Source organism: Sphingomonas jaspsi DSM 18422, from assembly GCF_000585415.1.
Lineage (GTDB): Bacteria > Pseudomonadota > Alphaproteobacteria > Sphingomonadales > Sphingomonadaceae > Sphingomicrobium > Sphingomicrobium jaspsi.
In genome coordinates this window covers 725,298-752,228 of sequence record NZ_KK073876.1, presented here as the reverse complement: position 1 = coordinate 752,228, position 26,931 = coordinate 725,298, and the positions used below count along the sequence as shown (strand labels likewise).

General features: G+C 65.1%; 25 protein-coding genes and 1 riboswitch. Of the genes, 18 read left to right on the top strand and 7 right to left on the bottom strand.

Going from position 1 to position 26,931, the window contains the following annotated elements:
* Positions 1-11 precede the first annotated feature (11 nt).
* From ppc to G570_RS03735, 4 genes are all read right to left on the bottom strand, one after another.
* Entirely contained in the window at positions 12-2,732 is a 2,721-nt protein-coding gene (gene ppc / locus G570_RS03750) for a phosphoenolpyruvate carboxylase (RefSeq protein WP_174377462.1), read from the bottom strand.
* A 125-nt stretch (positions 2,733-2,857) separates the two neighbouring features.
* Positions 2,858-4,018: a trans-sulfuration enzyme family protein gene (locus G570_RS03745; protein ID WP_037499290.1), complete on the bottom strand. Its 1,161-nt coding sequence runs from the start codon at positions 4,016-4,018 to the stop codon at positions 2,858-2,860.
* Positions 4,015-5,031, bottom strand: coding sequence for an alpha/beta fold hydrolase (locus G570_RS03740; protein ID WP_051504007.1), 1,017 nt, complete (start codon positions 5,029-5,031; stop codon positions 4,015-4,017). Before G570_RS03740 ends, G570_RS03745 begins: the two co-directional genes overlap by 4 nt.
* Before the next feature lie 32 nt (positions 5,032-5,063).
* Positions 5,064-5,172: riboswitch (SAM-I-IV-variant riboswitch) on the bottom strand.
* Between the two features lie 63 nt (positions 5,173-5,235).
* Entirely contained in the window at positions 5,236-5,943 is a 708-nt protein-coding gene (locus G570_RS03735; RefSeq protein WP_218915872.1) for a GntR family transcriptional regulator, read from the bottom strand.
* A 112-nt stretch (positions 5,944-6,055) separates the two neighbouring features.
* On the opposite strand from G570_RS03735, the gene proB reads away from it, so the two are divergent.
* From proB to thrC, 6 genes are all read left to right on the top strand, one after another.
* Positions 6,056-7,219, top strand: coding sequence for a glutamate 5-kinase (gene proB / locus G570_RS03730; RefSeq protein ID WP_084607496.1), 1,164 nt, complete (start codon positions 6,056-6,058; stop codon positions 7,217-7,219).
* Positions 7,216-8,448, top strand: a complete 1,233-nt coding sequence (locus G570_RS03725; RefSeq protein ID WP_037499287.1) for a glutamate-5-semialdehyde dehydrogenase — start codon at positions 7,216-7,218, stop codon at positions 8,446-8,448. Before proB ends, G570_RS03725 begins: the two co-directional genes overlap by 4 nt.
* 150 nt (positions 8,449-8,598) lie before the next feature.
* Positions 8,599-8,724, top strand: a complete 126-nt coding sequence (locus tag G570_RS14050) for a hypothetical protein (protein WP_281169493.1) — start codon at positions 8,599-8,601, stop codon at positions 8,722-8,724.
* A gap of 97 nt (positions 8,725-8,821) precedes the next feature.
* On the top strand, positions 8,822-10,594 hold the full coding sequence (locus G570_RS03720) for a homoserine dehydrogenase (RefSeq protein ID WP_051504006.1): 1,773 nt from the start codon (positions 8,822-8,824) through the stop codon (positions 10,592-10,594).
* The gene (locus G570_RS03715; RefSeq protein ID WP_037499284.1) at positions 10,591-11,553 is read left to right on the top strand and encodes a homoserine kinase; all 963 of its coding nucleotides are present in this window, start codon (positions 10,591-10,593) and stop codon (positions 11,551-11,553) included. The genes G570_RS03720 and G570_RS03715 overlap by 4 nt, the downstream gene beginning before the upstream one ends.
* On the top strand, positions 11,550-12,854 hold the full coding sequence (thrC, locus tag G570_RS03710) for a threonine synthase (RefSeq protein WP_051504005.1): 1,305 nt from the start codon (positions 11,550-11,552) through the stop codon (positions 12,852-12,854). Before G570_RS03715 ends, thrC begins: the two co-directional genes overlap by 4 nt.
* On the opposite strand, the gene ilvD is transcribed toward thrC, so the two are convergent.
* Positions 12,851-14,521: a dihydroxy-acid dehydratase gene (ilvD, locus tag G570_RS03705; RefSeq protein WP_037503653.1), complete on the bottom strand. Its 1,671-nt coding sequence runs from the start codon at positions 14,519-14,521 to the stop codon at positions 12,851-12,853. The two genes, thrC and ilvD, sit on opposite strands and share 4 nt — an antisense overlap.
* A gap of 380 nt (positions 14,522-14,901) precedes the next feature.
* Here ilvD and ilvC point away from each other — a divergent pair, with 380 nt between their 5' ends.
* The 12 genes from ilvC (at position 14,902) to G570_RS03645 (ending at position 25,862) form a co-directional block, all read left to right on the top strand.
* Positions 14,902-15,945 (top strand): ketol-acid reductoisomerase, encoded by a 1,044-nt coding sequence (gene ilvC / locus G570_RS03700; RefSeq protein WP_051504004.1) that lies wholly within the window; start codon positions 14,902-14,904, stop codon positions 15,943-15,945.
* Between the two features lie 2 nt (positions 15,946-15,947).
* The gene (gene ilvG / locus G570_RS03695) at positions 15,948-17,639 is read left to right on the top strand and encodes an acetolactate synthase 2 catalytic subunit (RefSeq protein ID WP_218915871.1); all 1,692 of its coding nucleotides are present in this window, start codon (positions 15,948-15,950) and stop codon (positions 17,637-17,639) included.
* Complete coding sequence (locus G570_RS03690) at positions 17,636-17,884, top strand: ACT domain-containing protein (protein ID WP_051504003.1); 249 nt, start codon at positions 17,636-17,638, stop codon at positions 17,882-17,884. The genes ilvG and G570_RS03690 overlap by 4 nt, the downstream gene beginning before the upstream one ends.
* 2 nt (positions 17,885-17,886) lie before the next feature.
* Entirely contained in the window at positions 17,887-19,470 is a 1,584-nt protein-coding gene (locus G570_RS03685; protein WP_037499277.1) for a 2-isopropylmalate synthase, read from the top strand.
* Entirely contained in the window at positions 19,467-20,564 is a 1,098-nt protein-coding gene (leuB, locus tag G570_RS03680) for a 3-isopropylmalate dehydrogenase (protein WP_051504002.1), read from the top strand. The genes G570_RS03685 and leuB overlap by 4 nt, the downstream gene beginning before the upstream one ends.
* Positions 20,561-22,018, top strand: coding sequence for a 3-isopropylmalate dehydratase large subunit (gene leuC / locus G570_RS03675; RefSeq protein ID WP_037503641.1), 1,458 nt, complete (start codon positions 20,561-20,563; stop codon positions 22,016-22,018). Before leuB ends, leuC begins: the two co-directional genes overlap by 4 nt.
* The gene (gene leuD / locus G570_RS03670) at positions 22,015-22,575 is read left to right on the top strand and encodes a 3-isopropylmalate dehydratase small subunit (protein ID WP_037499274.1); all 561 of its coding nucleotides are present in this window, start codon (positions 22,015-22,017) and stop codon (positions 22,573-22,575) included. Before leuC ends, leuD begins: the two co-directional genes overlap by 4 nt.
* Positions 22,576-22,986: 411 nt before the next feature.
* A complete protein-coding gene (locus G570_RS03665) occupies positions 22,987-23,490 on the top strand; it encodes a hypothetical protein (RefSeq protein ID WP_037499271.1) in 504 nt (167 codons plus the stop codon).
* 44 nt (positions 23,491-23,534) lie between these two features.
* Positions 23,535-24,131 (top strand): hypothetical protein, encoded by a 597-nt coding sequence (locus tag G570_RS03660; RefSeq protein ID WP_037499268.1) that lies wholly within the window; start codon positions 23,535-23,537, stop codon positions 24,129-24,131.
* Positions 24,124-24,435 (top strand): hypothetical protein, encoded by a 312-nt coding sequence (locus G570_RS03655; RefSeq protein ID WP_037499265.1) that lies wholly within the window; start codon positions 24,124-24,126, stop codon positions 24,433-24,435. Before G570_RS03660 ends, G570_RS03655 begins: the two co-directional genes overlap by 8 nt.
* A 99-nt stretch (positions 24,436-24,534) precedes the next feature.
* Complete coding sequence (locus tag G570_RS03650) at positions 24,535-24,942, top strand: (deoxy)nucleoside triphosphate pyrophosphohydrolase (protein ID WP_037499262.1); 408 nt, start codon at positions 24,535-24,537, stop codon at positions 24,940-24,942.
* On the top strand, positions 24,942-25,862 hold the full coding sequence (locus G570_RS03645) for an HNH endonuclease (RefSeq protein ID WP_037499258.1): 921 nt from the start codon (positions 24,942-24,944) through the stop codon (positions 25,860-25,862). Before G570_RS03650 ends, G570_RS03645 begins: the two co-directional genes overlap by 1 nt.
* Before the next feature lie 40 nt (positions 25,863-25,902).
* Here G570_RS03645 and G570_RS03640 read toward each other — a convergent pair whose 3' ends face one another.
* Together G570_RS03640 and G570_RS13335 are read right to left on the bottom strand one after the other, a co-directional pair.
* Positions 25,903-26,379, bottom strand: coding sequence for a hypothetical protein (locus G570_RS03640; RefSeq protein WP_037499256.1), 477 nt, complete (start codon positions 26,377-26,379; stop codon positions 25,903-25,905).
* A 39-nt stretch (positions 26,380-26,418) separates the two neighbouring features.
* A complete protein-coding gene (locus G570_RS13335; protein ID WP_218915870.1) occupies positions 26,419-26,817 on the bottom strand; it encodes an excalibur calcium-binding domain-containing protein in 399 nt (132 codons plus the stop codon).
* Positions 26,818-26,931: the final 114 nt, after the last annotated feature.

Sequence of the window (26,931 nt, the reverse complement as noted above, 5' to 3'; positions counted from 1 at the left end):
TCGCAGCTTTGTCAGCCCGAATTGCGCAGCGCGGTGGCGATCGCGTTGATCGTAAGATGGATGCCGTCCTTGACCTCGGGACTGGTCTCGCCCGCGCGGAAGCGCTTCAGCAATTCCACCTGCAGCAAGTTGAGCGGTTCGATATAGGGAAGCCGCAACCGGATCGAATTGGCTAGGGCGGGGTTACGCTCCAGCAGGTGGCTTTCGCCGGTAATGCCGAGCAGGAGGTCGTGCGCGCGGCGCCACTCGTCGCCGATCCGCCCTAACAGATGATCGCGCAGGTCCGCGTCGGCAACCAGCTTGCTGTAGGCGGTCGCGATCGACAGGTCCGACTTGACAAGCACCATTGCCATATTGTCGAGCGTCGTGCGAAAGAAGGGCCATGCCTGCAGCATATCGCGCAGCAGCGCCGGATCGCCTGCCTTCGCAAAGGCACTGCCGACGCCATACCAGCCGGGCAGCATCACCCGTGCCTGCGCCCAGCTGAACACCCAGGGAATTGCGCGCAAATCCTCGATCCGGTCCGACTTGGTGCGGCTCGACGGGCGCGACCCGATGTTGAGGGTCGCGATTTCCGACACCGGCGTCATCTGGCGGAAAAAGGATGCGAAGCCGGGTTCGCCATAGACGAGGCTGCGATATTCGGCGAACGCCGCGTCGGACAGTCGATCCATGGTCTCCCCGAACCGCGTCCGGTCGTCGGGCGAGATGCCCTCCGGCTCGAGCGAGGCCAGCATGGTCGCAGCGGCCATGCCTTCGAGGTTGGCCGCAGCGATATCGGGCGTCGCATATTTTGCCGCGATGACTTCGCCCTGTTCGGTGATGCGGATGCGGCCATTGACCGTCTGTTGCGGCTGGGCACGGATGGCGGCGAAGCTCGATCCGCCGCCCCGGCCGACCGCACCGCCGCGCCCGTGAAACAGCTGCAGGCGAACCCCGGCAGCGTCGAACACGGGGGTGAGCGCGCGGCTCGCCTGCTGCAGGCTCCACACCGATTTCAGATATCCGCCGTCCTTGTTCGAATCCGAATAACCAATCATCACTTCGCCATGACCGTGCGCGGTCATCAGCGCGGCGACTTCCGGGATGGCGAGCAACTGGCGCATCACCGACGGCGCGCGTTCAAGATCGGCGATGGTTTCGAACAAGGGCACGACAAGGATCGGCGCCGCCGCACCCTGACCCGCCTGCCACAGGCCCGCTTCCTTGAGCAGAACATAGACCTCCAGCAGGTCGGAGGCCTGCTGGGTCATCGACACCACATAATAGCGGATGGATTCGGGACCGTAGCGCGCGTGCGCCCGTGCCGCGGCGTGCATGATGTCCAGTTCCGAGCGCGTCTCGTCCGAATAGGCGACATAGGGACTGGATAGCGGGCGAGCCGACGCCAGTTCGCGGCGGAGCAACTGCACCCGTTCCTCCTCTGACAGGGCCGTGTAATCCGCCTCGACGCCGGCGGCGGCCAGCAATTCGGCAAGGACGCGCTCATGCACCGCAGAATTCTGCCTGAGGTCGAGCGTCGCGAAATGAAAGCCGAATATTTCCGCCGCGCGGATCAGCCGCTTCAGCGGTGCATGCGCCGACAGCAGGCCGTTGCCATCATATTCCAGCGCATCGACCAGAACTTGGAGTTCGGCGATGAAATCGGCCGGCCCTTCGTAAGGCGTTGCTGCAATCCGTGGCGGACGCGGCGGATCGCGCCCCGTAACGGCGCGGTGCGTTGCTGCGAGGCGCGCATAAATACCGCTGATCGCGCGCCGGTATGGCTCGTCGACACGCGCCGGCGAATCATCGTGCGATCGAGCGGCGAGCGCGCGCAGCGCATCGGTCGGTTCGGCGAGTTCCGAGGAAATCGACAATTCGGCACCGAGCCGATGGACTTGCTCCAGATAGTCTCCCAGCGTCGTTTCGCACGCCCGCCCCAGCGCAAGTTCGAGCGTCTGCGCATTGACGTTGGGGTTGCCGTCGCGGTCGCCGCCGATCCAGCTGCCAAGCCGCAGGAACGGGCCAGGCCGGTAGCCAAGGGTCCCTTCCCACCGCCCGTAAAGCGCGGGCAGCACGGGCAGGAAGATGTCGCGGAAGTAAGAGAGTGCGGTCTCGACCTCGTCGGCGACATACAGCCGCTCGCGGCGCAGCGGCCGGGTCATCCAAAGGAGGGCGATCTGCCGGGCGATGGCATCGTCGACCGGCTCGCCATCGGGGGTTTCGACCCGCCCCGCGTCGCGCATCCGCATCAACTCGGCGATACGGTTCTTGTGGTCGATCATGCTCTTGCGCCGCACTTCGGTCGGGTGCGCGGTGACGACGGGAACGATCAGCGCGTGGTCGAGCAGGGCGGCGATGTCGGCTTGCGTCACGCCCTCGCTCTCCAGGACGCGGATCGCTTCGGCAAGGCTGGCACCGCGTTCGGCGAAATCGCTCTGCCGGTCTTCGGCAAGGTTGGCGAGCATCGAGAACAGCATGAAACCGCGCGCGAAGGCGAGCATGTCGGCGTCGCTCAGCGCCTCCAGGCCCGGATCGACCTCGCCATGCCGTGCCGCGCCGCGGAAGCGGTCGACCGAAGTCGAACGAATATACTCGATGCGGCGGAACAGAGGTTCTCCGCCGAATTTGCGAATGACGTCGCCAAGCAGCCGGCCGAGGAACCGGATATCCGGATTTTGTTCGATCGTCGGGCGCGGCGCGGAGACATGAGCATCGTTGCGATCGGTCGTGGCTTGCGTCTCGCTCAACGAATCCCCCGTCTTATGGCCGGCAGGTCCCGTTCAAATCCGGCAGCGGCAATGCATTGCGGTCGCCCGGGCTGGCCACAGCCTAGGAACTTGGGCCCTATGCTGCAACGCACAATGCGAAATATTCACGCCAGGGCGGCCGCGAAGCCCCGTGCAAGGTCGGACCGCAGGTCGACTGCATCCTCCAGCCCGACCGACAGGCGCAGCAGGTCTTCGTGGATTCCGGCTTCGGCCTGAACCTCTGGCGGCATGCCGCGGTGGGTCATCGACGCGGGCGTGCAGATGAGGCTGGCAAAGCCGCCGAGCGATGAGGCGAGGGTTATAAGACCGAGCGACGCGACGAACCGGTCGGCCGCTGGCTTTCCGCCTTTGAGGCGAAAGCTGAGCATGAAGCCCGGCCCCGACTGCTGCGCTGCCGCGATCGCGTAGCCGGGGTGCGATTCCAGGCCCGGATAATGCACCGCCTCGACCTGCGGATGGGCTTCCAGCCACCGGGCAAGGGTCAGCGCGCTCTGCTCCTGCCGGTCGACACGGAGCGGCAGCGTCCTCAGCCCGCGCAAGATTTGCGCCGCGTCATAGGCCGAGCCGTTGAGCCCGGCCGCGTTCGACCACCAGTTCAATTCTTCCAGGTGCGCCACATCCCGGGCGAACAGGGCACCGCCGAACAGGTCCGAATGGCCGTTGATCGCCTTGGTCGTCGAATGCATCACGAAGTCGCAGCCAAGGTCGAGCGGCCGCTGACGCACCGGGGTCGGCAAGGTGTTGTCGGCGATGACCAGCGCCCCATGCGTCTTGGCCAGCGCGACGCAGCGGCGAATGTCGACGATCCGGAGCAGCGGATTGCTCGGCGTTTCGATCCACAGCAGGTCGATGCCGTTGGCCATCGCCTGTGCGAGCGCGTCTGCGTCGCCCAGATCGACGAATCTGCAATCGATCTGCCCCTTGGCGGCGAAGCCCTGCAACAAGCGAAAGGTGCCGCCGTAGCAATCGTGCGGCGCGACCACTTTGGCCCCGTGTCGCAACCGCAGGATGGCAAGCAGCGCTGCGGACTGACCGCTGTTGGTGATGACGCCGCCGGCCGCCCCTTCCAGTTCGGACAGTGCCGCGGCGAGCAAGTCCCGGTTTGGATTGACGGTGCGCGAATAGTCGAAGCCGGGCTTATCGTCGGGTGTGTCCCAGCGAAATGTGTCGGACGTCCACAGCGGCGGCACGATGCTGCCGTAGGCGGGGTCGAGGTCCGGACGCGCGGCGGCTACAATGGTCGCCGGCGGGCGGGCGCCGGTCATGCCTGATCGCCCAGATAGGCCGCGACCAGCACGCCCACCTTCTCCGCTTCCTTCAGGAACATGTCGTGGCCGTAAAGCGAATCGAGCAGGTGAAGGTCGGTCGGCCCGGTCAGCGCATCGGCGAGCGACCGCAATTGGTCGGCGGTCACCAGCTGGTCGCTAGTCGCCCCGATCAGCAGGCAAGGCGCGGTGATGGCGGCCGGGTCGACCCGGTGGCGGTCGATCGAGGCCGACAGGCTGAGGAAGCGGCCGGGCGACATGACCGATCCGAAACAGTCGCCGCGGGCCCGCAGATATCGCCCCGGGTCGGACGGCAGCAACGGCGACGGCCCCTCGATCCCCCCCACGAAACGGGCCTCGAATTCGGCAGCGGTACGATAGGTCGTCATGGCGAGGCCGCGGGCAATCGAGAGCGCCTCGCCGTCGCGCCCGCACTCGATGCCCAAGGCGACGATGCGACGTTGCAGGTCGCGGATGGCCGTTGCGGCGGGATGCGGCTCACCGGCTGCCGACAGGATGACGAGCCGGGCGACGCGTTCGGGCTCGCGCTCGGCAAGGGCCAGTGCAACCATCCCGCCATAGGAAGCACCGACAATCGTCACTGGCCGATCGATGCCGATCGCGTCCAACGCCGCCGCCAGCACCCGGGCCTGGTCGCTGCTGCTGGGCGCATGGCCGCCGCGTTCGTCGGCGGCGAATTCAACACCGATGACATAGTGACGGGCCGGGTCGATCGCGCGCGCTTCCCCCACTAGGCCAGGCCACCATCCGGCGCGGCCGTCGGGGCAGATCGATGGAAAGCAGTCCGCGGAAATGCCGCCTAGGACGACGACCGGAGGATGAAACGGGTCGCCGAGCGTCGCCGCACGAACGCGGCCGGCGACAAAAGGCAAATCGGCAGGAACAGGCACGTCGAACAGCCGGAGCGCGGGTTCGGACGTCGCGCTACATCGCTCGTTCGAACGACTCGTCGCAGCATTTGCGTCGATCGGGGTCAGCACAGGCAACTCCATCGCCATTCCTCTTCCACGAGGTGATGCTGCCTGAAGACCCGCTTCGTTGCCGTCTCGGCCGCATCGCCCCTAAAACGGGACCGCCACCTTGCCCGGGTGGGCAGGTTGGCGTGGGTCGCAAACCCACTCTTGATGCTTCAGGCCGTCCATCGAAGGGCCGACCCGATGGGATCCCATTACGGTGCCGGGCGGTGACGGGTCAAGCTATTCGTTCGACGGCGACTCTCCGCCTTCGAGGCCAAGGCTGCGGCGGGCCGGGCTGGAATGGCCGCGCATCAGGGTTTCGGCGACGTCGGGCTGGCCCGCCTCGATCGCGTCGACGATGGCATGATGCTGATGCTGCGCGCTGACCAGGATCGGGTAGATCTGCTCCAGCGGGACGCGTTTGAACGCGACGACATGCGGCGCGACGAACGGGACCGAATAGACGCGCCGGACCAGGTCTTCGAGGATCGGGTCGCGCGCGCCGCCGACGATGAGGTCGTGGAAGCGCCCGTTCATGCTGGCATAGGCTTCCTCGTCTTCCTTGACCACGAAGCCCTTGCGGAAAATGGCGTCGCCCTCCTTCACGACCTCGCGCAGCGCGGCGATGATGGGGGCGCGGTCGTCGCGCGCCGCCAGTTCACGCGCAGCATAACCTTCGAGCACGCAGCGCAGTTCGGTCGCGCGGAAACTGTCTTCTGCAGTGAAGGCGCGAACGGCATAGCCGCGCTTTCCGGCCGGTTCGAGCAGGCCCTCGCTCGCCAGCGCAGGTAGCGCGTTACGAACCGGCGTGCGCGATACCCCAAGCCGCTCGGCGATCGCCGCCTCCGCCACGCGCTGGCCGGGCGGCAGGACGCCTTCGACAATCAATTCGCGAATGCGCTGGGCAATCCTGCTGTCCGTACGCTGGCCCGATGTCGGCAGATCCACTTAATCCCTCACTCTCGCGCAATGTCATAGCGGTAAGGTCGGACCAGCGTCCAGTTGGGCGCGACGCAGGCGATGGTGCAATGCGGCAAAAAGCGCGATAGGCTCCGCCGCAATGGCCAATACGAACCCAGTCCTTCCGGATATCGACGCGGCGGCGCCCGCCGCGCTGCTCTCCGCTGCGCGCCGGGTCACGATCAAGGTCGGCTCCTCGCTGATCGTCGATGCCAGTTCGGACGGGGTTCGTCGCGACTGGCTGGCTACCCTGGCGGCGGACATTTCGGACCTGCGCCGTGCCGGCAAGCAAGTGGTGGCCGTATCGTCGGGCGCGGTTGCGCTCGGGCGACGTCGGCTCGACCTGAAAAAATCCGCCCGGTTGTCGCACAAGCAGGCGGCGGCCGCCGCCGGGCAGCCCTTGCTGATGCAGGCCTGGGAACAGGCGCTTGCACCCTATTCGATCGCAACAGCGCAATTGTTGCTGACGATCGACGACACCGAATCGCGGCGGCGCTGGCTGAACGGTCGCGCCACGATGGAAGTGCTGCTGGGCAGCGGCGTCCTGCCGGTGATCAACGAGAATGACAGCGTCGCCACCGAGGAACTGCGCTACGGCGACAACGACCGGCTGTCGGCGCGCGCCGCGCAGATGGTTCAGTGCGACCTGCTGATGCTGCTGTCGGATGTCGACGGCCTCTACACGGCTAACCCGATGCACGATCCCGACGCAAGCCACGTCCCGCACATCGCGGCCATCACCGACGACATCGAACGCTATGCCGGCGATGCCGATGGCGATGGTGTCGGATCGGGCGGGATGCGAACCAAGCTGGCGGCGGCCCGCATCGCGCAAGGGTTCGGCTGCGCCACCATCATCGCATCCGGGCGGTCCGATCACCCGCTGCGATCGATCGCACACAACAAGGTCAGGGCAACGGTCGTCGATGCCGCCGGCACCCCGGCACGCGCCTACAAGCAGTGGATCGCGGGCACGCTGGTCCCGGCGGGCGCGCTGACGGTCGACGACGGCGCGGTCGCCGCGCTTCGCGGCGGAAGCAGCCTGCTGCCGGCCGGCGTGCGGGGCGTCGACGGACGCTTTGAGCGCGGCGTCTGCCTGAGAGTCCTCGATCCGGCGGGGCGCGAAGTCGCGCGCGGCATCACCGCCTACGACAGCGTCGAAACCGCATCGATCCTCGGCTGTGCCAGTGCCGACATCGGGACCCGACTGGGCTATAACGGCCCCGACGAAGTGATCCACCGCGACGACATGGTGCTGTTATGAGCCTTGACGATACCATGCACGCCATGGGCCGCGCTGCACGCGACGCGGTCGACCAGCTTCGCATCGCGCCCGCCGAGCAGCGCAGCGCGGCGATCCGCGCGATGGCGCGCAACGTCCGCTTGCGGGCAGCAGACATCCTTGCCGCCAACACGGTCGATGTCGCGTCGGCGACGGCGCTGGTCGACCGGCTTTTGCTCAACGACGAGCGGCTCGAAGGGATCGCCGCCGCGCTCGAGCAAGTCGCCAGTCTTCCCGACCCCGTGGGGCAGGTCTTGGCGCGTTGGGACCGGCCCAACGGCCTCGACATCTCCCGCGTCCGCACGCCGATCGGGGTGATCGGGATGATTTACGAAAGCCGGCCCAATGTGACCGCCGACGCGGCGTCGATCTGCCTGCGGTCGGGCAATGCCGTCGTCCTGCGGTCCGGGTCCGAGGCGCTTCGCAGCGCGCTCGCGATCCACCAGGCGCTGGTGGCAGGGCTCGAGGACGCGGGGCTGCCCCCGGCTGCGGTGCAGATCGTGCCGACCGCCGATCGGGAAGCGGTCGGCATGATGCTGGAAGGCCTGTCGGGCAGCATCGACCTGTTGATCCCGCGCGGCGGGAAGCCGCTGGTCGAACGGGTCAGCCGCGAAGCCCGCGTTCCAGTCCTCGGTCACCTGGAGGGCGTGTGTCACACCTATGTTCACGCCTCCGCCGATCCGGCGATGGCGGCAGGCATCGTGCGCAACGCGAAGCTGCGTCGCACTTCGGTCTGCGGCGCGACCGAAACGCTGCTGGTCGACCGTGAGGCGGCGCCCCGGCTTTTGCCGCCGATCGTTGCGGCGCTGGGCGATTGCGAACTGCGCGGCGACGCAGCGGCGCGGGCGGTGGTGCCGATGTCGGCGGCCGACGAAGCCGACTGGCATGCCGAATATCTGGCGCCGATCCTGGCGGTGAGGACGGTCGCGGGGATCGACGAAGCCATCAACCATATCGGTCGATACGGCACCGGTCATACCGAAGCGATCGTCGCCGAGGACAGTGCTGCTGCCGAATATTTCCTCGACCGCGTCGACAGCGCGATCGTCATCTGGAACGCGTCGACTCAGTTCGCCGACGGCGGCGAATTCGGCTTCGGCGCCGAAATCGGCATTGCGACCGGCAAGCTGCACGCGCGCGGCCCGGTCGGCCCGGAACAGCTCACCAGTTTCAAATACCAGCTGCGCGGCAACGGCCAAATTCGTCCCTGACGGGATCCTTTTCCGATCGACGCCATAGAGGCGGCGCCAAGCGAAAGCCGGCTAGATTGTATCCCATCGGCAACAAAAGGCGACTGAAATCGGGACCCAATCGGGTCAGCGCTTGACGTTTAGGTCGATCTCGTGCGATTTGGGATCCCAATGTCGAACCGTTCGCCCTTTGCCATGCCTGCAGCGCTTGTCCGCGCAGCGGCGTCGCGCGCGCCCTTCGGCATGATGATGACCATTATGACGACGACCACGCACATGCGGGGTGCCGACGGCTGATATTGGTCCACTAGAACCAGATTTTCACCGACCCGCTCCCCCTCCCGGCGAGCGGGTTTTTTATTGCCATTCAAGACCGATCGAAAGCGAGCAAACCATGGGCCTGGAAGTCAATTTGAAAGAGGATGCGGTGTCCGACCTCGACGCACACCGCCTGAGCGTCCTCAAGTTCGGCAGCTCCGTGCTGGACCGTGAGGACGATTATCTGAACGTCGCGCTGGAAGTATACCGCCACGTCCGCGAGGGCGAGAAGGTGGTCGCGGTTGTATCCGCGCTGGCCGGACAGACCGACGCGCTGCTCGACCAGGCCGGCCGCGTCGGCGGCGACGCGGCGTCGGAGTCGCTGGTGGCGCGCCTTGTCCGCGTCGGCGAGCTGCAATCAGCCGCGCTGCTGGCTCTGGCGCTAGGCAAGGTCGGCGTGCGGGCCGTCACCCTGGATCCGCACGAAATCGGGCTGGTCGCGCAAGGGTCGCCGCTCGATTCCGACCTGTTTGCGCTCGACGCCTCGGCGGTGCTCGACAAATTCCGGTCGTGCGACGTGGCGGTCGTTCCCGGCTTCATCGCCGACCATGCCGCGCACGGCGTCGTCACCCTGGGTCGCGGCGGAACCGACCTCACCGCGGTATTCCTGGCGGCGAAGCTCGGCGCAGACCGGGTTCGCCTGATCAAGGACGTCGACGGCGTCTATGCCGACGACCCGGCCAGCAATCCGGATGCGCAGCGCTATTCCGAGCTGACCTACGCCGAGGCCGAAGAAGCGAGCAAGGGCCTGATCCAGGTCAAGGCGATCCACGAGGCGGCAGCCGACGACGTCCTTATCGAGGTAGCGGCGCTCGGCTCCAGCGAGGCGACCCGGATTGGCAATTTTGCCGCCCGCAAGGCAGAGGCGGCGCGGAACCAGCGGCTGCGGGTCGCACTCCTCGGCTGCGGGGCGGTCGGTGCCGGCGTGCTCGCCTATTTCAAGTCGCGCCCGGACCTGTTCGACGTCGGGCCGGTCCTGGTTCGCCAGCCAGACCAGCATGACGAAGAGGCGCAGTTCACCGACGATCTGTCGCAGGCGCTGGCGGTTAGGCCGGACCTTCTGGTCGAGGCGGTCGGCGGGGCCGACTTCCCGGCCGACGCCATGCGGCAGGCGCTTCTTCACGGCGCACAGGTCGTCACCGCCAACAAGGCGGCGGTGGCCAAGCATTGGGATTCGCTCCACGCCTGCGCGGTACGGGGCGGCGGTGCGCTGCGCTTTTCGGCGGCGGTCGGTGGCGGGGCGCCGGTGATCGAGTCCGTTCGCCGATTGGGCGGATCGGTGGTCGCGGTGGAAGGGGTGATGAACGGTACCTGCAACTATCTGCTGAGCAAACTCGGCGAAGGTTGGAACTTCGACGATGCGCTGGCCGAAGCGCAGGCGCTTGGATTCGCGGAAGCGGACCCGTCGACGGATGTCGACGGTCATGACGCGGCCGACAAATTGGCGATCCTGGCGCGCGAAGCCTTCGGCGTCGCGCTCAGTCCCGAACGCCTGCCCAAACAGTCGTTGCGCGACCTCCCGCCCGCCGCCGCACGCGACGCGCTGGGACGTGGCGAAGTGCTGAAGCAAGTCGGCCGATGTCGGTTGCTTCCCGACGGCAGCATCGAAGCCGACGTTCGGATCGTGTCGCTGCCCGCCGACCACCCGCTGGCCGGCGCCCGCGACGAGGAAAACCGCTTCCTTGTCACCGATTCAGACGGCAAGGTGCATCAGGTCTTCGGCAAGGGAGCAGGACGGTGGCCGACCGCAACGGCAGTGTTCGCGGACGTGATCGACGCGCAGTGCGCGCTGCTTCGACGCGGCCCGCAACGTCATCCGCAATCCGTGCCGCTGAAGATGCCGGCATGACCATGCTGCCTGCCCGTTTCGCCATCGCCAGCGCGCCGGCCAGCATCGGCAACGTCGGCGTCGGTTTCGACATATTGGGCCAGGCCTTCGACGCCGCGCGCGACCGGGTGACTGCCCTTCGCGACGATCGGGCAGGCGTGCGACTGGGATCGGTCGCAGGCCTAGTGTCGGCCCTGCCCGACAGTTCCCAGACCAATACGGCGCTTGCCGCGGCCGCGGCGGTGCTGGCGGCAGCCGGCAATCCGTTCGGCGCGACATTGTCGATCGACAAGGGCGTCCCGCTGGCAGCCGGCATGGGGGGCTCGGCCGCATCCGCCGTGGCCGGCGCGGCGGCGGCCAATGCGCTGCTCGACAAGCCGTTCGCGACGGCCGACCTGCTGCCCTTTGCGCTGGAGGGCGAGCGGGTCGCATCGGATCCGCCGCACTGGGATAACGTCATGGCCAGCCTGATGGGCGGCCTCATCCTCGCCGCGCGCGAGGCACCGCCGCTGCTCCATCGCCTGCCTGCGCCAACCGGGGTCGTTGCCATCCTCATTCACCCCGCCGTCAAGGTCGAAACCCGCATGGCCCGGTCGATCCTGTCGCCGCAGGTGTCGCTCAAGCTGGCAGTCGAACACAGCCGCCGCGTCGCCGCCTTCGTCGCCGGGTGCTGCGAGGGCAATGTCGAGCTCATCCGCGCCGGCCTCGAAGACATTCTGATCGAGCCGCAACGCGAGCACCTGCTGCCGCTGCTGCCCGCCGTTCGGCAAGCCGCGCTGGAAGCCGGTGCGCTCGGTTGTTCTTTCTCCGGATCGGGGCCGTCGGTCTTCGCCTGGGCGCCGGAGGGTGCAGCCGTTGCAGTCGAACAGGCGATGTCGTGGACCTTCGCCGATTCCGACATCGGCTTCCGCGCCTATCGTGCACCGGCCGCCTCCGACGGCGTGCGGGTGGAGCGGGTCGGAGAGGCGCTGCCGGCGTGAAATTCGTTAGCACGGGCGGCAACGCCAAGTCCGATTCGATCAGCGAGGTCCTGCTTCGCGGCGCCGCGTCTGACGGAGGCCTTTACCTCCCCGACCATTTGCCCGCTCCGGACTGGACCGAGCTTGGCGCTGACGGTTCGCTGGCCGATTTCGCCGGCCAATTTCTGGAGCCGTTTTTCGCGGGCGATCCATTGGCCAAGGCTTTGCCCGACATCTGCGCTGCCGCATTCGACGCGCCCGTGCCGCTCGTCACGCCCGATCCCGGCCGGCCCCAGTTGCAGGCGGTGGAGCTGTTTCACGGCCCGACCGGCGCGTTCAAGGACTTCGGCGCGCGCTTCCTGATGGGCTGTTTCGACCGGCTCGGCGATGCAGGCCATCCGCTGACGGTACTCGCCGCCACCTCGGGCGATACCGGCGGAGCGGTGGGCTGTGCGGCGGAAGGCATGGCGGCGGTTCGCGCCATCATCCTGTTTCCCAAGGGACGCGTGTCGCCATTCCAGGAACGGCAGCTGACCTGCTGGCGCGACCCGGTCCAAGCGCTCGAAGTTGAGGGCGATTTCGACGACTGCCAGCGGCTGGTAAAGGCCGCCTTCGCCGATGCCCAATTGACGGCGCGCCACCGGCTGACGTCGGCCAATTCGATCAACCTCGGTCGCCTGCTGCCGCAAGCCACCTATCTTGCCCATGCCGCCGCCAGGACCTTTTCACGGTTCGGCGCAAAACCCGGGTTCGTCATTCCCACCGGCAACCTGGGCCATGGATTTGCAGCGGTGCTGGCGCGGTCGATGGGCGCGCCGATCGGGCCGATCCGGCTTTCGACCAATGCCAATCGAACGTTGAAAGACTGGTCGGCGAGCGGCCGATATGCGTCGCGCCCGTCGGTCGCCACGCTGGCGAACGCGATGGACGTGGGGGCGCCCAGCAATTTCGAACGGCTCGCCGCGCTGCCAAACCAGCTTCACGACCTCACCGTCGAGCTAGTCGACGATGCCGCGATCAAGGCACGTATCCGGTCTGATTTTGCGACCAGCGGTTATGTGTGGTGCCCGCACTCGGCCACCGCCGCCGAAGCCTTTGCGCGCCTGCCGCAAGACGCGCAGGCCGAGCGGCCGTGGATCCTTGCGGCGACCGCGCATCCCTACAAGTTTCTCGAAACGGTCGAGCCGCTGATCGGACGGACGATCGATCCGCCGCCTGCCCTCGCGGCCATTTTCGATCGACCGACCGCCAAGCGCACGATCGCCAACGATGTGCCTTCGCTGGCGGACGCGCTGGGGTCGGCGACCGTGGCCGCGCCTTAATCCGGAAGCGTCACCGCGCCCTTCGACGCCGATCCGACCAGCGCCGCATATTTGGCGTAGGCGCCGCGATTTTCGGCAGAAGGCTGCCACGCCGGCAGCGACCGGGCGGCAAGGTCGGCATCGGTCTCGACCACCCGTCGTTCGACGTCGATGACGATGCGATCGCCGTCACGGATACGCGCGATCGGACCGCCGCGCGCAGCCTCTGGCGAGATGTGGCCGACCATGAAGCCGTAAGTGGCACCCGAAAAGCGCCCGTCGGTGATCAGCGCGACATCGTTGCCCAGCCCGCGGCCCTGGATGGCGGCCGTGACGCCCAGCATTTCGCGCATGCCCGGCCCGCCGACCGGTCCTTCGCCCCGGATGACGACCACGTCGCCGGCGACGATGCCGCCCTTGCCCAGCGCCTCGAACGCCGACTCTTCACCATCGAAAACCTTGGCCGGCCCTTCAAAGCGCAGCTTGCCGTGCCCGGCCAACTTCACCACGCATCCTTCGGGAGCGATATTGCCATAGCAGATGCCAAACCCGCCCCGTTGCTTGATCGGTCGGTCGGCGGTGACGATGACCTGCTGGCCCGGCGTTTCCGGCGCGTCGGCGAAGGCGTCGAAGAGCGACTGTCCGGTGACCGTGGGCGCATCGACGATCAGCCCGGCTTCCATCAACCTTCGGCCCAGCAGCGCCGTCCCGCCGCCGGCGAACATATCGGGCGCCATGAATCGTCCGCCGGGCTTCAGATCGGCGATGACCGGGGTCGCACGCGATACCTCGTCGAACAGGTCGATGTTGAAGTCGCTCTCGGATATCCCTGCCTCACGCGCGATCGCGAGCAGGTGGAGGATGAGGTTGGTCGACCCTGCCGTCGCCGTCCCAGCGACCGCCGCGTTGCGCAGGCTGCTGGCGTTTACGAGGTCGCGGGGAAAGCGACCGGCGCGCAGCGCGTCGACCGTCAACCGTCCGGCCTCCCGGGCTGCGCCAGGCTTGTCGGGATGGACCGCGGGAATGTCGTTGAGCCCGACCGGCGACAGGCCCAGGAACGTCATGGCCAGCGCCATGGTGTTTGCGGTGAACTGGCCGCCGCAGGCGCCGGCGCCGGGGCAGGCGTGGGTTTCGACGGCCTTCAGTTCGTCGTCGCTGATCGCGCCGGCACTGTGCGCGCCCACGGCTTCGAACACGTCCTGGATGGTCAACGCCTTGTCGCCCAGGCGTCCCGGCATGATCGAGCCGCCGTACAGGATCACGCTTGGCCGATTCAGTCGCACGGCGGCCATGGCAGCCGCCGGGATGGTCTTGTCGCAGCCGACGATGAACAGCACCGCATCGAGGGAGTGCCCGCGCACGGCCAGCTCGGCCGAATCCGCAATCACTTCGCGGCTCATCAACGACGCGCGCATTCCGCTGGTGCCCATCGATTCACCGTCGGTGACGACGATGGTGTTAAATTCGATCGGCGTCCCGCCCGCCTCCTCGATCCCCTTCGCCGCCTGCTGCGCGAGGTCGCGCAGGTGCATGTTGCAGGGCGTTACGGTCGAAAAATTGTGGATGATGGCAACCAGCGGCTTGGCCAGCGCCTCCTCATCGAAACCGGCGGCATGAAACATGGCCCGGGCGGGCGCTCGCGACGGGCCTTCGACCATTTCTCGGGACGGCAGGCGCTCTTCGGTCATGATCATCCTTGCTGTGGCATTTGGGATACAAACAGGCCTGGGAGCATAGCCCCCGGGCTTCGCATAGCGCAATTCGCAGGATGAAATGTCGATTGGCGCTTGCGATTCATTGCGCGATGCAGCATGGTCGACGGCGAAATGGGATCCTATTTGGCTCCTGTCTTTGAAGAGGGTCTTAGGTGCAGCAGGCGAAAAACCTGTTTCTGAACACTGCCCAGGCGACGTCGCGCGACGTTCGCCCGACCCTTATTACGCTCGTACTTATTGGCTCACATACGGGAGCGGACAGCTCTGCGTGATGGTCTGACACAGACCGGAAACCAGAACCCCCGCTCCCCACCGGAGCGGGGGTTTTCTTTTGCGCGACGAAAGGGAACCCAGTGGAACGAATCTATACCGACGATGATGCGAACCCGGCAGCGCTGAAGGGCGCGACGATCGCGATCATCGGCTATGGCAGCCAGGGCCGGGCACATGCCCGCAACCTGCGCGACAGCGGCTTCAAGGTCATCGTCGGCGCCCGCCACGGCGGCGGTGCGGCCCATCGCGCACGGGCCGACGGGTTCGACGTGAAAGCCCCTGCCGAAGCGGCCCGCGCGGCGCAGTTCATCGCACTGCTGACCCCCGACATGTCGCACCGCGACGTCTACGCCCGCGACATCCAGCCCAACCTGTCGCCGGGCAACACGCTGCTGGTCGCCCACGGGTTCAGCGTCCTGTACGATCAGATCGCCCCGCGAGCGGACATCGACGTGGTGCTGGTCGCGCCCAAGGGGCCGGGCGACCTCGTGCGCCGTGAGTATGAAATCGGTCGCGGCGTGCCCTGCCTGTTCGCAGTGCACCAGGACGCGACTGGTGAGGCGCGCGACAAGGCGATGGCCTATGCGGCGGGGATCGGCGGAACGCGCGCGGGCGCCATCGAAACGACCTTCCGCGAGGAAACCGAAACCGACCTGTTCGGCGAACAGGCGGTGCTGTGCGGCGGCGCGACCGAACTTGTCGCAGCGGGGTTCAAGACGCTGGTCGACGCAGGCTACAAGCCCGAGGTCGCCTATTTCGAATGCCTTCACGAACTGAAGCTGATCGTCGACCTGATGTACGAAGGCGGCTTTGCCAAGATGCTGCACTTCGTGTCGGAAACCGCCAAATATGGCGACTTCGTTTCCGGGCCGCGGGTCATCAACGACGAAACCCGCACGCGGATGCGCGAGGTGCTGACCGACATCCAGACCGGCGCCTTCGCGCGGCAGTGGGTCGCCGAAAACGAGGCCGGCAAGCCAAACTACCAGGCGATGTGGAAGGCCGATCTCGACCAGCCGATCGAACAGGTGGGTGCCGAACTGCGGCGTCACATGGCCTGGTTGCAGGCCGAAGCCCCGGCGTCCGCACCGGCCGAGCGCCAACCGGCGTCGCAGGCGGCATGACAATGACCGCCGCCGCGCGACCCGCTCAGGACCAGCGGCACTCCGTCCAGGGTGCCCGCATGGTCGTGGAAGCGCTGGAGCGCGAAGGCGTAACGCACCTGTTCGGCTATCCGGGCGGCGCCATCATGCCGGTCTACGATGCGCTGACCGCGTCCAGCCAGTTGAAACATATACTGGTCCGGCACGAACAGGCGGCGGCATTGGCGGCAGACGCCTATGGCCGGGTTTCCGGCCGTCCCGGGGTGTGCATCGCGACCTCCGGACCCGGCGCCACCAACCTCGTCACCGGCATCGCCAACGCCTTTCTGGACAGCGTGCCGATGGTCGCCATCACCGGCCAGGTCGCCTCGCCCCTGATGGGGACCGACGCGTTCCAGGAAGTCGACATCTTCGGCATCACCCTGCCGATCGTGAAGCACAGCTTCATCGTCCGCAGCACCGCCGACATTCCGCGGGTGTTCGCCGAGGCCTTCCATATCGCCCGGTCGGGACGCCCCGGGCCGGTGCTGATCGACCTGCCGAAGGACATTGGCGTTATGTCCGCTGCGCCGGAGCCGTTCGATCCGCCCGTCTTCGCCCATGAACCGATGGACGAAGCAAAGATCGCAGCCGCCAACGCGCTGATCGCCGAGGCCCGCCAGCCCATCCTCTATTTCGGCGGCGGCATTGCCATCGCCCGTGCCGAACGGGCGTTGCGCGATTTCGCGCGGCGGTCGGGCATTCCATCGGTCGCGACGCTGAAAGGGTTGGGCGGCGTGCCGACCGACGAGCCGTCATTCCTCGGCATGCTGGGTATGCATGGCACCCGCGCGGCCAATGTCGCGATCGACCATTGCGACCTGCTGATCTGCGTCGGCGCACGCTTCGATGACCGCGCAACCGGCAAGCTCGACAGCTTCGCGCCGCGCGCCAGGGTCATCCATTTCGACGCGGACGAGGCCGAGATCGGCAAGCTGCGCCGGGCCGAAATCGGCATCGCCGGCGACATATCCGCGATGCTCGACGCTTTGGATGCAAGGCCCGACTGCGACCCGTGGCGCGACCAGTGCGCGGCACAGAAACGCCTGTGGGCACCGCGGTACGACGCACCGGGCAACGGCATCTACGCCCCGGCCCTGCTCAAGCGATTGTCGGAGGCGGCGGGAAATGACGCCATCTTCACCTGCGACGTCGGCCAGCACCAGATGTGGGTAGCCCAGCACTGCCGCTTCACCCGGCCGCAGGCGCATCTTACCAGCGCCGGGCTCGGCACCATGGGCTATGGCGTCCCGGCCGGGATCGGGGCGCTGCTGGCGGATCCGGCGGCAACCGTCGTCACTGTGTCGGGCGACGGATCGTTCATGATGAACGTGCAGGAACTGGCAACCGTCCGCCGCTACCGCCTGCCGCTGAAGATCGTGCTGATCGACAACAGCCAGCTGGGCATGGTCCGCCAGTGGCAGGAACTGTTCTTCGACGAGAATTTTTCCGAGATCGACCTCAGCGACAATCCGGACTTCGCCGAAGTCGCGCATTCGTTCGGCATCGAAGCCTTCACCATCGATCACCGCAGCGAGGTCGAGGGCGCGATCCAGCGGTTGCTGGCGACCCCGGGTCCGATCCTTTGCCACGTCCGCATCGACCCGCGCGACAATGTCTGGCCGCTGGTCCCGCCCAACAGTTCGAACGTGCAGATGATGGAGAAGGGCTGGTGACCGAGCGCATCGAAATCGGCTTTGCCCCGGGCGAAGGCGCAGTGATGCGCATGCTTGGCGTGGTCGAACGGCGCGGCTTTGCCGTCAACGGCATCGCCATGTCCGCCGACGCCGACCATGGGACGCTGGCCTTCGACGTCGCCCCTCGCGATCCCTCGCGCTGCCTCGACACGGTGGCGCGGCAGCTCGGCCGGCTGGTCGACGTCCGGTCGGTCGCCATCACTTCAAAGCAACCAGGAAATTGACCATGGCCGAGACGGTCCGCATCTTCGACACGACCTTGCGCGACGGGGAGCAGGCGCCAGGTTTTTCAATGACCCCCGAAGCCAAGCTGCGCATGGCGCGGGCGCTTGCGGCGCTCAAGGTCGATGTGATCGAAGCCGGCTTCGCCGCCTCGTCGCCGCAGGACGCCCGTTCCATCGCCGACATCGCGCGCCACATCGAAGGACCGACCATCTGTTCGCTGTCGCGTGCCAACCGCGGCGACATTTTGGCGTCGGCCAACGCACTGGCCGCCGCGCCGCGCAAACGTATCCACGTCTTCATCGGCACCAGCCCGATCCACCGCGACGCCAAGCTGCACATGAGCCGCGCGCAGGTGCTGGACGCCATCCGCACCTCGGTCGCCTATGCGCGGGAGTTCGCCGACGACATCGAATTTTCGGCCGAAGACGCGATCCGCACCGAACGCGATTTCCTGGTCGAAGCTTTGTCCGTCGCGGCGCGCGAAGGCGCGGCCACGCTCAACGTGCCCGACACGGTCGGCTACACCACGCCCGACGAGATCTACGAACTGTTCAGCCATCTGGGACGACATGTCGACCGGCCCGCCGGCGTCATCTTTTCGGCCCACTGCCATGACGACCTCGGCATGGCGGTCGCCAATTCGCTGGCGGCCGTGCGCGGCGGGGCGAGGCAGGTCGAATGCGCCGTCAACGGGATCGGCGAGCGCGCGGGCAATTGCGCGCTGGAAGAATTGGTCATGGCGCTGCGCACGCGATCGGACGCGTTCGGCGTATCGACCGCCATCGACACCACCAACATCATGAACGCCAGCCGCACGCTGGCGCAGGTTACCAACACCCCGCCGCCTCGCAACAAGCCGGTAGTAGGCGCCAATGCCTTCGCACACGAATCCGGCATCCACCAGCACGGCCTGCTGCAAAATCGCGAGACCTACGAGATCATGAAACCTGAAGACATCGGCCTTTCCATCGACGGCATCGTCCTTGGCAAGCACAGCGGCCGCCATGCGCTTGCCGCCCGCGCCAAGGCGCTCGGCTACCTGCTGGAAGGCGAAAAGCTCGACCGCGCATTCGAAGCGTTCAAGGCGGTGGCCGAAGAGGTCGGGCTGGTGGACGCCGCTCGCCTCGTCGCCATCCTTGCCGAACAATCGACCCACCGGCCCCAGGCCCTGTGGAAGCTGTCGAAGGTCGACATCAGGGCGCCGGTTTCTGCCAATGCTTGGCCGGTCGCCCGCGTGGAGCTGGAACATGGCGAACGCGGCCGCGTCACCGATGTCGCCAGCGCGCCCGGTGCGCTCGACGCCGCCTTCTCCGCAGTCAGCCAGCTGTTGGCGATCCCGGCACGGGTCGACAGCCTCGACATGCAATATATCGCCGCCGATCCCAACGAGCCTAGCGAGGACGGACAGGGCGCCAGCGTCCTCGTCGAAATCGCGATCGACGTGGATGGCGAACTGTTTTCGGGCCGGGCACGGGCGCGCGACATCCTGCCCTGCTGCGTTTCCGCCTACCTCGACGCCGCCAGCAACGCGGATACGGTGCGGCGGCTTCGCGCCGAAGCGCCCGGAACGGTGCGCGCGGCATGATCGACATCGCAGTCCTCCCCGGCGACGGCGTCGGTCCCGAAGTGACGTCGGAAGCGGTTCAGTGCCTGCAGGTCCTGTCGGACCATCGCGGGCTCGGCCTGCGCTTCGGCGAACATGATTTCGGCGGAATTGCGATCGACCGTCACGGCGAACCGTTGCCGGCGTTGACCCTTGCCGCCTGCCGCGAAGCGGATGCCATCCTGCTCGGCGCCGTAGGCGGGCCGAAATGGGACGGCGCGTCGGTGCGGCCAGAACAGGGCCTGCTGCGCCTACGCAAGGAACTCGGCCTGTTCGCCAACCTGCGTCCCGCCAAGACGCTGCAAGGTCTCGAACATATTTCCCCGATCCGCCCAGAAACGACGCGCGGCGCCGACATCTTGATCGTACGCGAGCTGACGGGTGGCATCTATTTCGGCGAACGGCACTGCGACGAGCGGCAGGCGTCAGACCTCTGTGCCTATGACCGCGACCAGATCGAGCGCGTCGCGCATGTCGCCTTCCGGGCGGCCCGGACGCGGCGCGGCAAGCTGACCTCGGTCGACAAGGCCAACGTTCTGGCCACCTCGAAACTGTGGCGGCAGACCGTTACCGAAATTGCAGCCGATTATCCCGACGTCACCATTGACCATCTCTATGTCGACGCCTGCGCCATGGCCCTCATCCTCGAGCCGCGACGGTTCGATGTCGTCCTCACCGAAAATCTGTTCGGCGACATATTGTCCGATGAGCTGTCGGCACTGGGCGGGTCGATCGGCCTGCTCGGTTCGGCCAGTATCGGCGCCGAGGGCCCGGGACTGTTCGAGCCGATCCACGGGTCGGCACCGGCGCTGGCGGGTCTCGACACCGTCAACCCGGCCGGCACCATCGCCAGTACGGCGATGATGCTCGACCAGCTCGATTTCGGCGAATGGGCGGACGTCCTGCGCGGCGCGCTGGAACAGACGCTGGCGGAAGGCTGTCGCACGCCCGACGTCGGCGGCGACGCCCGATGTTCCGAGTTCGGCGACCAGGTGCGCCGTAACCTCTGCGCCGCGCTGCGTCGCCATGACGCGCAGCGGCAAATCATCTCGGCCGTCCACCGGTGCTGCGCATGACCGGCCAGCCGCGCACGCTGTACGAAAAGATCTGGGACGATCATGTGGTTGAACGCCGCGACGACGGCACCTGCCTGATCTACATCGACCGTCACCTCGTCCATGAAGTCACCTCACCCCAGGCGTTCGAAGGGCTGCGCGCCGACGGCCGCCGGGTTCGCCGCCCCGACCTGACGCTGGCGGTGGCGGACCACAACCTGCCGACCACGGCGCGCACCGGTCCCGACGGCACCCGGCTGCCGATCGCGGACCCGGCCAGTGCCGAGCAGCTCGCCGCGCTCGAACAGAATGTCGCCGAGTTCGGCATTCCCTACATCAAGGACACCGCGCCGGAGCAGGGCATTGTCCACGTCGTCGGGCCCGAACAGGGCTTCACCCTGCCCGGCACCACCCTGGTGTGCGGCGACAGCCACACCGCAGCCCATGGCGCGCTGGGGGCACTCGCGTTCGGCATCGGGACTAGTGAAGTAGAACATGTGCTGGCGACGCAGACGCTGCTGCTCAAGCGGTCGAAAACGCTCGAAATCCGGGTCGATGGCTCGCTCGGCTTCGGGGTGAGCGCCAAGGATGTGATCCTCGCCATCATCGGTCGCATCGGCACGGCGGGCGGCACCGGCCACGTCATCGAATATCGCGGCAGCACCTTCGACGCGATGACCGTGGAGGGCCGACTGACGATTGCCAACATGTCGATCGAGGGCGGCGCCCGCTCGGGCCTGTTTGCCCCCGACGACAAAACCTTCGCCTACCTTAAAGGTCGTCCGATGGCGCCGCAGGGCGAAAGTTGGGATCGCGCGGTAGAGCGCTGGCGCCGCCTGCGCAGCGACGAGGGCGCGACCTTCGACCAATCGGTGCGCCTGTCCGCCAGCGACATCGCGCCGACGGTCAGCTGGGGCACAAGTCCCGAAGATGTCGTTGCGATCACCGGGGCCGTTCCAGGCCTCGACAGCTTCACCGACCCGGCCAAGCGGCAGGCCGCGGCGCGAGCGCTCGACTATATGGGCCTGTCGCCGGGCCAGCGGATGCAGGACGTCGCGCTGGAGCATGTCTTCATCGGCAGTTGCACCAACAGCCGGATCGAGGATTTCCGGGCCGCCGCCACCGTCCTCAACGGCCGTCGCATTGCCGGTACCATTCGTCAGGCGCTCGCCGTTCCCGGTTCGGGCTTGGTCAAGCGACAGGCCGAGGCGGAAGGGCTCGACCGCATCTTCATCGAGGCCGGTTTCGAATGGCGCGAACCGGGCTGTTCGATGTGCCTGGCCATGAACCCGGACAAGGTGCCGCCGGGCGAGCGTTGCGCGTCGACCTCGAACCGCAATTTCATGGGGCGACAGGGACCGGGAGCGCGGACCCACTTATTGTCGCCAGCGATGGCCGCCGCCGCTGCCGTCACCGGGCGCCTGACCGACGTGCGCGATCTCCTGGACGCATCGAACGGGGACTTGGCAGCATGATGCCGCTGACCGTCGTCGAAGGCCGGGCTTATCCGCTTGGCCTGGCCAACGTCGATACCGACCTCATCATTCCGGCGGATCACCTGAAGACGATCCGGCGTAGCGGCCTCGGCGCCTTTGCCTTCCAGCACCTGAGGTCCGACCCCGGCAACCTGTTCGACGACCCGACCTATCGCGGCGCCCCGATCCTTATCGCTGGCGACAATTTCGGCTGCGGGTCAAGCCGCGAACATGCGGCATGGGCGCTGGCCGACCTCGGCATCCGCGCGATCGTCGCGCCAAGCTTTTCCGACATCTTTGCCAGCAACGCCTTTAAGAACGGCATCGCAACGGTAGCGCTGTCTCAGGCGGAGGTCGACCTGTTGCTTGGGGAAGCGGACCGCGACGTACGGATCGACCTCGAGTCGATGGTGGTGACGAGCGCCGGCGGCCTTCGGTTCGCCTTTGCCATGGACCCGTTCCGCCGCGATTGTCTGATGGGCGGCCTCGACGAAATCGCCCTGACCCTGACCCGCGACGCCGCAATCAGCGCCTATGAGGCAAGAATGACCATATGAGGGGATGCGTCGGCGATGCCGGGTATGGTGCCGCTTACAGGACTCGAACCTGTGACCCCCTCATTACGAAATCGACCCTTCGTTCGCGGGATTTTGTAGGTTTTCAGGTGGTTTAGACGAGAAATCGCGTCACCGCTTCACCCCGCCCAAGCCTTTCCCAATTCGGCGGGAACGTGCGTTAAGGGCCGACCCTTTGCAACGCGCACAAATTGGACGCGACTGCATTTTGCGACCTCCCAGCGGCCCACACAATCGATTTTCAGACGGTCGTTCATGGTGCGCTTTTCCAAAAGCTCCCAAATCCCTCGCATGGCACATTGAATACGAAAAAATGTATACATTTCATGTTTAAGGTATATCTTGACTATACTAACTATATAAGCTATTGGGGGAAACAGGGAGGCAATTGTGATGACCAAAGTTATTCGAATCGTATCGGAAGACAGCATCGAAGCGATGGTAGCCGCTAACGGATCGGCTGCGTGGTATGGAACCAAAGAAAAGTTCAGCGAGGCATCGCACTTCGTTGCGGTTCGGAAAGGCGACCGCAGGCCGGTGTTCATTGCCGAAATTAGGGAGATAATCCCGGTTCCGGAAAGCGGTGACAAGCGCTGGAGCTTCCAGTTCTCGCGTTACGCAGAGTTGGATCCTGAAAAGTTCGAAGCAGACAAAAGCTCAAACCCGGCGATAGGCGTCGAACTCGCGCAAATCCTTCCAGGCTTGTCGATAAACACGATCGATTGGCAGATCGCGGGGAAGCCCACGCAACAATGGTCATTCTCGAACTCTCCGCGCCAGATCAAGAAATCCAAGCAACGCACGCCCAGAGGGCTGACGATAGCCGAGGCAAAGAGAGGGCTGAGTGTGGGTCTTGGTGTTAGCGAAGATCAAATCGACATTGTCATTAAGGGCTGATCCCGGCCTCACTTGACCAATACAAACTTGAAGGAGAAGCGCACATGGCCGCCACGAACCCGCTCGCCTTAAGTTACCTCCAGCATATCCTGACTGCCGTTAGTGTTCGCGATCGAAGCGCTCCCTATCGGACTTTTTTCGACAACTGGTTCGCGTTCGAGAGGGGTGGCCCGTTTTTGAACGCGAGCTCGAGACCGCACTGGTACAACAATCCCTGCCCTAGCCGGCACGGTGAGGCGCTCCGTAGGGCGCACTTTATATCGACTATGGCAGCCCGAACCCTCGCAGGCTTAGAACGCAAACGCCTGGTGAAAGACCACGTGATACCGGTCGCCGTTCTCAGGGATCTGCTGTTCGAGCAGCAACCGAGATCGATCGAAGAAGTGCGGCTGATGATGCAGAAACACTATCGCATAGGCATCCTCGCAATCGAAGAGGATGAGAGCCTCTCAAGGTCGGGTCTTCGTTCAAAAATGCCGGGTGGTTGGATGATAACCGACAGCCCATTTGCTAGATATGAATCAGCTGGCATCGTCGCGCAGGATGTTGGGCTCTATGGCAACGCGGTCCATGCTCAGCTCAGGCAAACTGCGAGCGAATCCGGGTACCGGCCGCTTGGACGGCACTACGACAATGGTTGATTCTTCGAACGGAGCCGGTTCCGGTCTGGCCGAAGACGATGAGGTCGCGACGGATGCGGTCCAGCTGACGACCGTGGCCGTTTTCAATGGGCTTTGCCGTCTCATCGCGGCGCTGGGGCACAATGGTTTGCTAAATCCTCTGCAGATCGACAACATCCACGACTGTATGACCGCCCCGCTCGATGACCCTGAGTGGCGCGATTACGACTATATCACCAGCACTCGCGATATTCTGGAAGAGGTGCTGGCGTTAGCGATGAAAGACGCTAGGTTTCGCTGGGATCACGGGCTGGCTCATGACTAGAACTCACCTAAAACTGCCGAATGGCGGATCGAAGTTTGCCCTCTACAAATCTCACTTTCGGTTTGCTGGCTGCCTTAGTCTGAGATTGAGGGGCACCCAGTGAAACAGGTCGCTGCCGCAATAGTCGTTCATAACAATCGAATATTGGTGGCGCGTCGCGGTCCGGGCCAGAGCCTCGAGGGGTTGTGGGAGTTTCCAGGCGGCAAACTGGAAGAATGCGAATCTCCGCAACAGTGCGTCATTCGCGAGATCGAGGAAGAACTATCTCTGGAAATACAAGCGGGCGAAATCCTTTGTGAGTCAGTTCACCACTACCCTGGCGGCGCCATCAACTTGATCGCAGTTTTAGCAACAACTGGCAGCCGAAAGCTGGAGATGACGGTACACGACGGTATCCAATGGCTTAGTCCTGCGGAGCTGCTCACCGTTGATCTTGCGCCGGCAGATATACCGATTGCTCTTCGCCTAGCGGAGCGATTTTCTTATGATGATGGAGTGAACGCGTAATGCGCTACTGGTGGGTGAACCAAAACCAAACCTACCGCCAAGAGGTTAAAGGCGGGTTCCTTTGGTCGCCGAAACTCACCGCTGATGGGCGGCGAAACGAGTTCTATGAAAACATGACAAAGGTCGAACCTGGCGACCTGGTTTTCTCTTTCGCCGAGACGCTCGTCAAAGCCGTAGGGACCGTGACCGCCCCAGCCGAGTCCTCAGAGAAGCCGGATTTTGGTGGCGCCGGCCACTACTGGGACCAAGAGGGTTGGCACGTACAAGTCAGCTGGCACGAAGTTTCAAAGCCCGTGCACCCCAAGTCGTTCGTGGCCGAGCTCATTCCCCACTTCCAGGGAAAGTACGACCCGCTCCAGAAAAATGGCAACGGCAACCAGGGCGTCTATCTCGCCGAGATCAGTGCTGGCTTCGCTCAGGTTCTCCTGGATAAGCTCGACTATAGACCGCCGGCATTGGAACTTGAGCTGACGGATGACGAAATTGCAGACGAGAAAGCACTGGCGAACCTATTCGGCCGAACCGACATAGGGGCCACTCAGAAACAACAGCTCGTCAAGTCCCGTAGGGGGCAAGGCGTCTTCCGTTCAAACTTACAGCTCAACGAAGACCGCTGCCGACTGACGGGCGTGAAGGAGATCAACCTTCTCGTCGCCAGTCACATCAAGCCGTGGTCAGTTTCATCCGACGCAGAGAAGCTCGACGGATGCAATGGGCTTCTCCTTGCTCCCCACATCGACCGCCTCTTCGATCGAGGCTTGATCAGTTTTGAGGATGACGGCCGGGTCCTCAAATCAAGCTCTGTGTCGCCCACCGTTTGGAAAGCGTGGCACCTTGAGGGGCCGTTGAACGGGGGCGCCTTTTCGGAAAAACAGTCCGCTTATCTTGCGTACCACCGCAAGGAACGGTTCAAACCTTGACGCACTTCACCGCTGGAGAGTCCCGGGCTGCAGCGCCCGCCTAATTTCGAGTTTGAAACTCCAAAAGCTCAGCTCGATCCTCGGCGTCGCAGAGGTAAAGTCCGGTAAGGTAGCCCATACGACCCCTTAGCTGCACAAAACTCAAGTTCAGCAGTCGGCTGCCTTCATCGATCATTTTTGGCATCGCCCAGAAAGGCGCCGGTGGAAGGTACGCAAGCGCCGATCGACTCTTGGACTGAAGATTTACGGTGCCAAAGAAGCGTGCGGGCTCGTCTTGGTTCTGGCCGTAGCGGCAAGCAGAAATCACACTAACGTCGAGGGATTGTCCCAAACAGTCTCGGAAGGACGGTGGCGGCTCAATGATGCAAGCCTGTATCGACAAGATCGCCTCGTCATCCGAGGCGCCTTCGTCCCTCTGCTTCCTAGAAATGAAGTAGCTTCGTCGAGACGATTGAATCTCAGCCCAAATCTCAAAAGTTTTGGCAACAACACGCTTTGGTTTTGCTGGTTTGGCCATTTCCAGTTCTCCCGATCGGGTGCGAAGCGGTAAATAGCGTCAGGCTCCACACAGATCTTCACATGGGATGCCGTCGCTGTCGCCGTCCAGCCGCGACAGGCCACATTGACGGAAGTGGAATTGGGCTTCTTCGCAGCTGTTCATCTGCGTGCAGTACCTTTTAGCTCCGCATTGGAAATCACTATTCCAGGGTTCATCACTGGGCTGCGTTGAAGGCGCAAAGCCGGTCGTTGAACCGACACCGGATGACGCGACGGAAGTGGTATCGACCGCCTCAGCCATCGGCTCCGCTTCGACCTCAAAGGCATCAGAGCCAGCAACCGGCGAGGACGTGCCCGCTTCAAACGCCGATCGAATGCCGTTTGGCGGCTCCGATTTGGGCTCGCTCTTTTCTCCCCCAAGATTGCCCAGAACGGCAATCACGGCGATAGCAGCCAACCCAAGGCCCAACCCACCCGAGGGTTTTCTGCCTCGAGTTTTTCGGGGCATCGAGTGAGCCCTATAGGGAGCACGGCGAGGCGAGTATCGACGAGGCCGTTTCAACGCCAACGA

Bases quoted from the DNA above. Each gene is read 5' to 3' on its own strand.
- G570_RS03745 (WP_037499290.1), bottom strand. From the start codon at position 4,018: ATGACCGGCGCCCGCCCGCCGGCGACCATTGTAGCCGCCGCGCGTCCG.
- G570_RS03740 (WP_051504007.1), bottom strand. From the start codon at position 5,031: ATGGAGTTGCCTGTGCTGACCCCGATCGACGCAAATGCTGCGACGAGT.
- proB (WP_084607496.1), top strand. From the start codon at position 6,056: ATGGCCAATACGAACCCAGTCCTTCCGGATATCGACGCGGCGGCGCCC.
- G570_RS03725 (WP_037499287.1), top strand. From the start codon at position 7,216: ATGAGCCTTGACGATACCATGCACGCCATGGGCCGCGCTGCACGCGAC.
- G570_RS14050 (WP_281169493.1), top strand. From the start codon at position 8,599: ATGTCGAACCGTTCGCCCTTTGCCATGCCTGCAGCGCTTGTCCGCGCA.
- G570_RS03720 (WP_051504006.1), top strand. From the start codon at position 8,822: ATGGGCCTGGAAGTCAATTTGAAAGAGGATGCGGTGTCCGACCTCGAC.
- G570_RS03715 (WP_037499284.1), top strand. From the start codon at position 10,591: ATGACCATGCTGCCTGCCCGTTTCGCCATCGCCAGCGCGCCGGCCAGC.
- ilvD (WP_037503653.1), bottom strand. From the start codon at position 14,521: ATGACCGAAGAGCGCCTGCCGTCCCGAGAAATGGTCGAAGGCCCGTCG.
- ilvG (WP_218915871.1), top strand. From the start codon at position 15,948: ATGACCGCCGCCGCGCGACCCGCTCAGGACCAGCGGCACTCCGTCCAG.
- G570_RS03685 (WP_037499277.1), top strand. From the start codon at position 17,887: ATGGCCGAGACGGTCCGCATCTTCGACACGACCTTGCGCGACGGGGAG.
- leuB (WP_051504002.1), top strand. From the start codon at position 19,467: ATGATCGACATCGCAGTCCTCCCCGGCGACGGCGTCGGTCCCGAAGTG.
- leuC (WP_037503641.1), top strand. From the start codon at position 20,561: ATGACCGGCCAGCCGCGCACGCTGTACGAAAAGATCTGGGACGATCAT.
- leuD (WP_037499274.1), top strand. From the start codon at position 22,015: ATGATGCCGCTGACCGTCGTCGAAGGCCGGGCTTATCCGCTTGGCCTG.
- G570_RS03665 (WP_037499271.1), top strand. From the start codon at position 22,987: ATGACCAAAGTTATTCGAATCGTATCGGAAGACAGCATCGAAGCGATG.
- G570_RS03660 (WP_037499268.1), top strand. From the start codon at position 23,535: ATGGCCGCCACGAACCCGCTCGCCTTAAGTTACCTCCAGCATATCCTG.
- G570_RS03655 (WP_037499265.1), top strand. From the start codon at position 24,124: ATGGTTGATTCTTCGAACGGAGCCGGTTCCGGTCTGGCCGAAGACGAT.
- G570_RS03645 (WP_037499258.1), top strand. From the start codon at position 24,942: ATGCGCTACTGGTGGGTGAACCAAAACCAAACCTACCGCCAAGAGGTT.
- G570_RS03640 (WP_037499256.1), bottom strand. From the start codon at position 26,379: ATGGCCAAACCAGCAAAACCAAAGCGTGTTGTTGCCAAAACTTTTGAG.